A 6900-nucleotide genomic window follows, 5' to 3' on the forward strand; every position below is an offset into this window, starting at 1 on the left:
GTGGTGGTCGCCCAACGAGGGGCGGGCATCCATTTTAGTCGTCGTCCGGGATGCTGCAATAAGTCCCTGGTTTATCATGGTAGACTACGGCGTCAACCTCGACAGACGGAAACCATATGACGGGAGGGCAGGGTGATTAAAGTCGGCATCGTTGGCGGTACTGGATACACCGGTGTGGAATTGTTGAGAATCCTCGCGGTTCACCCGCAGGTCAGCGTTCATTGCATCACTTCCCGATCGGAGGCCGGCCTGCCTGTCGCGGAGCTCTACCCCAACCTGCGGGGATACTTCGACCTCTCCTTCTCCGAGCCCGACCCTAAGGTGCTCAAGGCCTGCGACCTGGTGTTCTTCGCCACACCCCACGGAGTGGCCATGCGCAGGGTGCCGGAACTGATGGCTGCGGGGGTTCGGGTGGTGGATCTGTCCGCGGACTTCCGGCTCAAGGATCTGGACACCTGGGCACGTTGGTACGGCATGGCCCATGAGTCGCCGGAGTGGGTGGAACAGGCGGTCTACGGCCTGCCCGAAGTGGCGCGGGAGTCGATCCGGAAGGCCCAGCTGGTGGCCAACCCCGGCTGCTACCCCACCGCCGTCCAATTGGGGTTCCTGCCGCTGCTGGAGCAGGGACTGGTGGACCCCGGTCACCTGATCGCCGATGCCAAGTCCGGTGCCAGCGGGGCCGGCCGCCAGGGCAAGGTTGGTATGCTGCATGGAGAGATCGGCGAGAGTTTCAAGGCGTATGGCGCCTCCGGCCACCGCCATTTGCCGGAAATCCGTCAGGGCCTGACCGCCGCGGCGGGGCAACCGGTCCGGGTCACCTTCGTACCGCACCTGGTGCCGATGATCCGCGGCATCGAGGCCACGCTGTACGCCGAACTGAACGACCCGTCGGCCTTCGACCGTCTGCAGGCCCTGTATGAATCCCGTTACCGCGACGAGCCCTTTGTTGACGTCATGCCCGCCGGCAGTCACCCGGAAACCCGCAGTGTGCGGGGTGCAAACGTCTGTCGCATGGCCCTGCACCGGCAGGAGGACAGTCCGGTGGTGATCGTGTCCTCGGTCATCGACAACTTGGTCAAGGGCGCTGCGGGACAGGCGGTGCAGAACATGAACATCATGTTCGGATTCGACGAAGCCGCCGGCCTGGGTGCGCCGGCGCTGCTGCCGTGAGGGGGCGGTGGTGAGCGAACGGCGCCGGCCGGCCGAGGAATATGTGGTCATTCGCCACCGGCCGGGCTACAAAATCCGCCGGACCCTGATCCTGGTCGCGTTCACGGTCGTCGCCGCCGCGGCTGGCTACACTGCGGGGTTGGCCAAGGGCGGTTTTCGCTTTTCCAGCGTCCAGGCCTCCAACGAGGTGCTGGAAGACGAGCTGGAGACCCTGCGCGGGCAATACCGCGAGGCGCGTCAGCAGCTGGTCAACCTGGAACGGGGGCGGGCGATTGATCAACAAGCCATGAACGAGGCCCGCCGGACCATTGTCGAACTGGAAACCCGGATTTCGTCACTGAAATCCGACCTGACTTTCTATAAAAACATCATGGCGCCGTCGGAGGTCAGCAAAGGGCTGCAGGTGGACAGCCTGGCCCTGTCTCCCGACCATCCATCCGGCGCCTGGAAGTTCAAGCTCGTCCTCACTCAGGTGGGTAACAACAAAAGCTATATTTCCGGTGTCGTGGCGGTCAACGTCATCGGCATGCGCGACGAAGAAAAAGAAGTCATCGCCCTACGTGACCTGTCTCAGGACATCGATGACCTGGGCATCAAGTTCCGCTTCCGGTTTTTCCAGAATGTGGAGGGTACCCTGGTGCTTCCCGAAGGGTTTGAACCGTTGGAAGTGCAAGTGGTCGCCCAGGCCCAGGGCCGTAAGTCCTCGCAGGCGGAACGAACCTTTGACTGGGATGAATTAACGGAGAGCTGACATGCTTGGCAAGAAAAAGCAGAAGACTCGTCGCACCACGGGCCACTTCGACACCCTGATTTCGTCCAGGACTTCGGTGGCCGGTGACATCAACTTCTCGGGCGGCCTGCACATCGACGGCCGGGTTCGTGGCCGGGTGGTCGCGGAGGAGGGCAGTGATGCCGTGCTGCGGCTGTCGGAGGTGGGAGAGATCACCGGGGACATCGTTGCCCCGCATGTGATCATCAATGGCACCGTCAACGGTGATGTCTACGCCTCGGCCCACCTTGAACTGGCGGAAAAAGCCGCCATTAATGGCAACGTTTACTACAACCTGATCGAAATGGCGATGGGGGCCACCGTGAACGGCAACCTGGTGCACCAGAAGGAGCCGGTGGGGCTGCTGGGTAAGGACTCGCCCAAGGTGCCGGAACCGGCGACAGACAAGGCCGGGGAAGGCGCTGGCGAGGCGGGGGCCCAATAGAATAGTTGATTGTTTTGGTCAGGAATACCATAATTCCGTCGTCGCGGGTCACACTTCCGGAGGCAAGCTTGACAGTTGTTCAGCAACAGGCGCCCACACCGCTGTTCTTCAGTGACAGCGCCGTCGCCAAAGTACGTGAGCTTATTGAGGAGGAGGGTAATCCCGACCTCAAACTCCGCGTGTTCGTGACAGGCGGAGGCTGTTCGGGGTTCCAGTACGGGTTTTCCTTCGATGAGAATCAGGAGGAGGACGATACCGCCATTGAGCGTGACGGGGTCACGCTGCTGGTGGACTCCATGAGCTATCAGTATTTGGTTGGAGCGACCATCGAGTACCAGGAGGGACTGCAAGGATCCCAGTTCGTCGTCCAGAACCCCAACGCCAAGTCGACCTGTGGCTGCGGGAGCTCCTTCTCCATCTGAATCCCGACACCCTGCTTAGGCGGGGTACAGGGCGCCCAAAATTCTCGGCCCTCGTGCCCCGGTCACTTCCGGCAAATTGCCGGGCTTCCCTTCCACGGCCTGTTTGGCCAGCCAGGCAAAGGCCACGGGTTCCACCCATTCCGGCGCCAGCCCCAGTGCCTCGGTGGACGCCAAGCGCGCGGGTGCCAGGGCTCGGGCCAGCGCCGCCATCAGCAGCGGATTCCGGGTGCCGCCACCGCAGACATACACGGTATCTGCCCCCGGCTCCGGCAGCTGCCGGGCGATCGACTGGGCCGTCAGCTCCAATAAGGTGCGTTGAACATCCTCTGGGGCCAGCCCGGGGTGCCGGGTCAGAACGGTTTTTAGCCAGTCCAGATTGAACCGCTCCTTGCCCGTACTCTTGGGGGCGGGGCGATCGAAATAGGCATCGGACAGCATGTCCTCCAGCAGCGCTTCGTCGACCGTTCCCTCGGCCGCCCAGTGGCCGTCCGCATCATAGGCCCGACCGGTCTGGTGCTGGCACCAGGCGTCGAGTAGGGCGTTGGCCGGCCCGGTGTCGAAACCGAACACGGTGGCATGGGCGTCGGCCGGCAGCCAGGTGATGTTGGCGATACCGCCGAGGTTCAGAATGCAGCGGTTTTCAGACCGGGAACCAAAGAAGGCCTGGTGAAAAGCGGGAACCAGCGGCGCACCCTGGCCGCCGGCGGCCACGTCGCGGCGACGGAAATCCGCGACAGTGAGAATGCCGCAAGCCTCAGCAATGATGGCGGGGTTGCCGATCTGAAGGGAAAAAGGGGCTGACCCTGTCGGCTGGTGGCGTAGGGTCTGGCCATGACTGCCGATGGCACGAATCTGCTCCGGCGCGAGGCCCGCTTTGGCAATGACCGCCTGGGCGGCGCTTGCGAATAGCTGGCCGACCCGGGTATCCAGCTCCCCCAGGTCATCCGGTGTGGCCTGGTTCTGGCTGGCCAGCAGCAGCCGCTGGCGCAGATCGGTGGGGTAGGACTGGGCGTGGCTCCCGTGCATCTCCACTTGGCCGTCGCGGAACGAAACCAGCACCGCGTCAACACTGTCCATACTGGTGCCGGACATAAGCCCGAGCCAGGCAGCCATGGGACTACTCGTTTCCAGCCAGGGCAACGCGCTGGTTGCTTTCCCGGAAACGGTCGAATTGGGCGATCCGCTGTCCGGTCACCTGCTTGAACCGGGACATTTCCGATGCCGGGATCGGCTTGGCATCCGGAAGCTTCACGGTGCGGGAGTTCTTGGGGGCGCCATTGACCCGAAATTCGTAGTGCAGATGAGGGCCGGTGGCCAGGCCGGACGAGCCCACATAGCCGATGGTCTGCCCCTGCTTGACCTTGACCCCGCTCTTGATGCCCTTGCCGATCCGGCTCATGTGGGCGTAGAGCGTGGTGATGTTGTCGCCGTGTTGCAGTACGACGGCACGGCCATAGCCGCCTTTCCACCCGGCGAAACGCACACGGCCACTGCCTGCGGCCTTGATCGGCGTCCCTGGGGGCGCGGCGTAGTCGGTACCTTCGTGGGGGCGAACCACGTTCAGCACCGGATGCCGGCGCTGAAGGTTGAACGGCGAGGAGATCCGGGCGTTGATGGGGGTGCGCAGGAAGGCCTTGCGCATGCTTTTGCCTGTGGGAGTGTAGTAGTCGCTCTCTCCTTGGCTGTCGGTATAGAGAATCGCCACGTTCTCCTCGCCCTGATTGACGAATCGGGCCGACAGGATGCGGCCGGTGCCAAACCGTTCGCCATCCAGATACAAGGCTTCGTAGAGCACTTCGAACCGGTCGCCCTTGCGGACATCGTACACAAAGTCGATATCCCAGCCGAAAATGCCGGCCAGCTCCATGGTCAGGCGATCATCCAGCCCGGCCTCGCGGGCGGCGAGATAAAGTGAACCGTCGATTTCTCCGGCCGCGAAGGCGGGACGGGCTTCGGGCTCACGGAGGTGGGTCTGCCCCTGAAAGCCGTCTTCCGTACGCTGGATCTTCAGCGTTTCCAGGCGGTTGCGTTGCAACTCCACGGCAGCCAGATCGCCCAGACTGTCGGTGGCGAAGCGGATGGTTTCGCCCGCGTAGAGACGCTGAAGCTTTTCAGCCTCACCGTCACCGTGAATCACGGAAAGCATGATGCGGTCGTTGAACCCGGCCTTTTTGAACAGGGTGGAGAGGGTGTCGCCGGACCGGATCTCGAATGCCTGCCACTGCAGCTCCGGCTCCACCGCTGCTTGATGCTCCGGCTCGGTGATCTTACCCCGGGCAGGGATGACGGCTGCCGGGCTCTGCGGCTCGAGTGTCGCGAGAGGGCCGCCGCTGGCGCCACTGCCTTCAATGAGCTCAGAAACGGCCAGGGTGCCCTGTTCCAGGTCCAGCGCGTAGGAGATGCGTTTGGCCTCAACATTGCTGCTTGGGCTCATCAGCGCCGCGGCAGTCACCATCACGCCGGCGACTGCGGCTATGGTGATGTGGGTCTTGGGAAACATTTTCAGCACGTCTGGTACCCGTTTTGATCGGTATTCCGGCGGCTTGGGCCACCTTATTAAAGCTGTTGTTCAACTATAGACCAACAGGTTACCGTATAAAGCGTAAACGGGACAGCGTGGAACATTACGGTTGCTGTTCCAACCTCCGGATTTCTCCTGGCGCGATTGCTATAATACGCCGCCTTCGCACCGGCGAGTGCGAGCGGGATATCCCACTTTAACAATCGAGCGGGTAACGCACAGATTTCTTTTGTTGAGGTCTGTAACGGTCTGAATCCATCACTACAGAAGCGGGGACGTGTTGTTCATGGCATCGATCGATGAAGCACTGGCCATCATCAAGCGAGGTGTTGACGAGCTGATTCCGGAGGAGGAGCTGGTCGAGAAGCTCAAGCAGGGGCGCCCGCTCCGGATCAAGGCCGGGTTTGATCCCACAGCGCCAGATCTTCACCTCGGGCACACGGTGCTCATCAACAAACTGCGGCAGTTCCAGGACCTGGGGCACGAGGTCATTTTCCTCATTGGTGACTTTACCGGCATGATCGGTGATCCGACCGGCAAAAGCGCTACCCGACCGCCGTTGACGGAAGAACAGGTGCGGCAGAACGCGGTGACCTATAAAGAGCAGGTGTTCAAGATTCTGGATCCGGAAAAGACCCGGGTTGTTTTCAACTCCGAATGGATGAGCCAGATGACCGCCGCCGACATGATCAAGCTGGCCGGCCAATACACCGTGGCGCGCATGCTGGAGCGGGATGATTTCACCAAGCGCTATCGCGCCGAGCAGCCCATCGCTATCCATGAGTTCCTCTACCCGCTGGTGCAGGGGTATGACTCGGTGGCGCTTGAGGCGGACGTGGAACTGGGGGGGACCGATCAGAAGTTCAACCTGCTGATGGGGCGTATTCTGCAAAAGCATTACGGCCAAGAGCCTCAGGTCATCCTTACCATGCCGATCCTCGAAGGGCTGGACGGTGTCCAGAAGATGTCCAAGTCGCTAGGCAACTATGTTGGGGTCAACGATGCTCCGGGGGAAATGTACGGCAAGCTTCTGTCGATGCCAGACGAGCTGATTTGGCGTTACTTCGAACTGCTCAGCTTTCGCCCTATTGAAGAAGTGGAGGCGTTCCGCAAGGCGGTAGCCGAGGGCGCCAATCCACAGGACTACAAGAAACTCCTGGCGGAAGAAATCATTACGCGCTTCCATGGCGCGGAGGCGGCGCGTACCGCCCATAAGTCGGCGGGCAATCGGGTCGCGCTGGGCGAAATTCCGGAGAATGTCCCCGAAGTCAGGGTCTCCCTGGAAGGGCAGGCGGAGCTGCCGATCACCGCGGTTCTCCGGCTGGCCGGCCTGGTTAAGAACGCTGCCGCCGCCCGGGATGTCCTGGCGCGTGGTGCGGTCTATGTCGATGGCCGGAAGTTCGAGGGAGAGCGCGCCTTTGTCGCGGGTGATGACTGTGTCATTCAGGCGGGCAAGAAGAAAGTGGCACGGGTTTTGATCGTTTCCTGACCGGAGTGGTCGGAAAATGGGCCTCCGAGAAGAAAAAATAAATTTTTTTCCCGCAGGCCGTTGACAGTTTTCCGTGGGGCTGTA

7 protein-coding genes are annotated in these 6900 nt (G+C 61.8%); 5 read left to right on the forward strand and 2 right to left on the reverse strand.

What is annotated here, in order from left to right; translation table 11 throughout:
• Positions 1-132 precede the first annotated feature (132 nt).
• From argC to erpA, 4 genes are all read left to right on the forward strand, one after another.
• Positions 133-1170, forward strand: coding sequence for an N-acetyl-gamma-glutamyl-phosphate reductase (gene argC, locus BTO32_RS16450; RefSeq protein ID WP_076725752.1), 1038 nt, complete (start codon positions 133-135; stop codon positions 1168-1170).
• 10 nt (positions 1171-1180) lie between these two features.
• Positions 1181-1921 (forward strand): DUF6776 family protein, encoded by a 741-nt coding sequence (locus BTO32_RS16455; RefSeq protein WP_076725760.1) that lies wholly within the window; start codon positions 1181-1183, stop codon positions 1919-1921.
• A gap of 1 nt (position 1922) precedes the next feature.
• Positions 1923-2384 carry a bactofilin family protein gene (locus BTO32_RS16460; RefSeq protein WP_076725753.1) on the forward strand — a complete coding sequence of 154 codons (462 nt, stop codon included), beginning with the start codon at positions 1923-1925 and terminating at the stop codon, positions 2382-2384.
• 68 nt (positions 2385-2452) lie between these two features.
• On the forward strand, positions 2453-2806 hold the full coding sequence (gene erpA / locus BTO32_RS16465; protein WP_076725754.1) for an iron-sulfur cluster insertion protein ErpA: 354 nt from the start codon (positions 2453-2455) through the stop codon (positions 2804-2806).
• A gap of 15 nt (positions 2807-2821) precedes the next feature.
• On the opposite strand, the gene BTO32_RS16470 is transcribed toward erpA, so the two are convergent.
• Positions 2822-3919, reverse strand: a complete 1098-nt coding sequence (locus tag BTO32_RS16470) for an anhydro-N-acetylmuramic acid kinase (protein ID WP_076725755.1) — start codon at positions 3917-3919, stop codon at positions 2822-2824.
• Between the two features lie 4 nt (positions 3920-3923).
• Positions 3924-5315 carry an OapA family protein gene (locus tag BTO32_RS16475; RefSeq protein ID WP_076725756.1) on the reverse strand — a complete coding sequence of 464 codons (1392 nt, stop codon included), beginning with the start codon at positions 5313-5315 and terminating at the stop codon, positions 3924-3926.
• A gap of 298 nt (positions 5316-5613) precedes the next feature.
• Between BTO32_RS16475 and tyrS the strand changes: the two genes are divergently transcribed.
• On the forward strand, positions 5614-6816 hold the full coding sequence (tyrS, locus tag BTO32_RS16480) for a tyrosine--tRNA ligase (protein WP_076725761.1): 1203 nt from the start codon (positions 5614-5616) through the stop codon (positions 6814-6816).
• The last annotated feature ends 84 nt before the right edge of the window (positions 6817-6900 follow it).

The organism is Marinobacter lutaoensis (assembly GCF_001981305.1).
Taxonomy (GTDB): Bacteria; Pseudomonadota; Gammaproteobacteria; order Pseudomonadales; family Oleiphilaceae; genus Marinobacter; species Marinobacter lutaoensis.

Coding starts and splice junctions, on each gene's coding strand:
- tyrS (WP_076725761.1), top strand. CDS start 5,614: ATGGCATCGATCGATGAAGCACTGGCCATCATCAAGCGAGGTGTTGAC.
- BTO32_RS16460 (WP_076725753.1), top strand. CDS start 1,923: ATGCTTGGCAAGAAAAAGCAGAAGACTCGTCGCACCACGGGCCACTTC.
- BTO32_RS16470 (WP_076725755.1), bottom strand. CDS start 3,919: ATGGCTGCCTGGCTCGGGCTTATGTCCGGCACCAGTATGGACAGTGTT.